Origin of the sequence: Actinosynnema sp. NPDC023658, from assembly GCF_040639995.1 — a bacterium.
GTDB lineage: Bacteria > Actinomycetota > Actinomycetes > Mycobacteriales > Pseudonocardiaceae > Actinosynnema.
Map to the genome: position 1 here is coordinate 847 of NZ_JBFAAX010000993.1, position 1,134 is coordinate 1,980.

Consider the following 1,134-nt stretch of genomic DNA (forward strand, 5'->3'; position numbering starts at 1 on the left):
GTTCGATGTCTTCGGTGCCCCAGGTGACGAAGCGTTCGTCGAAGCCGCCGACGGCGTGGAAGTCGGTGGCGCGCAGGGAGAGGTTCATGCCCCAGGCGTAGAGCCAGGGGAAGGCGAGGCGGTCGGGTTGGAAGTCGACGGCGGCGAGTGGTTCGTGGCGGATGTCGCGGAAGCCGGGGTCGTCCTTGAAGCGGTCGTGGAGTTGGTTCGGGGTGAGGGTGGTGATGGCGTCGGCGAGGCCGGGTGTGGGGTCCCAGGGGCGGTAGCCGTGGGTGTAGCCGAGGTTGAGGACGGGGTGGTGGGTGTGGGCGGCGGTGTGGGCGCGGGTGAAGTCGGGTCCGGCGAGGGTGCCGCTGTCGAGGAAGGCGAGGACGGGTGCGGTGGCGAGGCGGGCGCCGGCGTTGCGGGCGTGGGCGACGTGGCGGCCTTGGTCGGGTTGGTGGTGGTAGCGCAGGTTGAGGCGGTGTTCGTAGGTGTGGACGACGGCTCTGGTGTCGTCGGTGGAGCCGTCGTCCGCGACGACGACTTCGTAGTCGTCGGGTGGGAGGGTCTGGTCGGTGAGGCTGTCGAGGGTGCGGCGGAGTTGTTCGGCGCGGTTGTAGGTGGGGATGACGACCGAGATCCGCGGCTGCATCCTGGCTCCTTGTGGCGCGGGGTGTTCCGGCGTTGGGAGGAGCGGAGTTTATCGGGTTCGCGGAATCGGTACAGCCCTCAGGCTTCGGGGTTGTGGGTGCGGTCGAGGATGTGGTGGTAGTGGGCGTTGGTCATGATGCCGAGGACGTTGCCGAAGGGGTCGACGACGCTGGCGGTGGTGTAGCCCTCGCCTCGGACGCGGGGTTGGTCGTGGGGTGTGGCGCCGAGTTCGGTGAGGCGGTCGAGGGTGGCCTGGAGGTCGTCGACGGCCCAGTAGGTGATGGCTCCGGCGGGGCTGGTGCGGGTGTCGTGGGGTGCGTAGGTGCTGTTGACGATGCCGAATTCGTGTTCGTAGTCGCCGATGCGGAATTCGACGTAGCCGCCGGGGACGGTGAAGTAGGGCGGGGTGCCGAAGAAGTCGGTGTACCAGGTGGTGGCGGCGTCGAGGTCGGGGGGGAAGTCGGTGGTGGTGGTGGGTCCGCGGAGGATGGTGGGTCCTTC

Annotated in this window: 2 protein-coding genes; both read right to left on the reverse strand. The window is 68.8% G+C overall.

Annotation, left to right across the window (positions count from 1 at the left end):
- On the reverse strand, nucleotides 1-634 hold a 634-nt coding region (locus AB0G02_RS37305), incomplete at its 3' end, for a glycosyltransferase family 2 protein (protein WP_360804346.1).
- Nucleotides 635-711: 77 nt separating this feature from the next.
- On the reverse strand, nucleotides 712-1,134 hold a 423-nt coding region (locus AB0G02_RS37310; protein WP_360804349.1), incomplete at its 5' end, for a VOC family protein.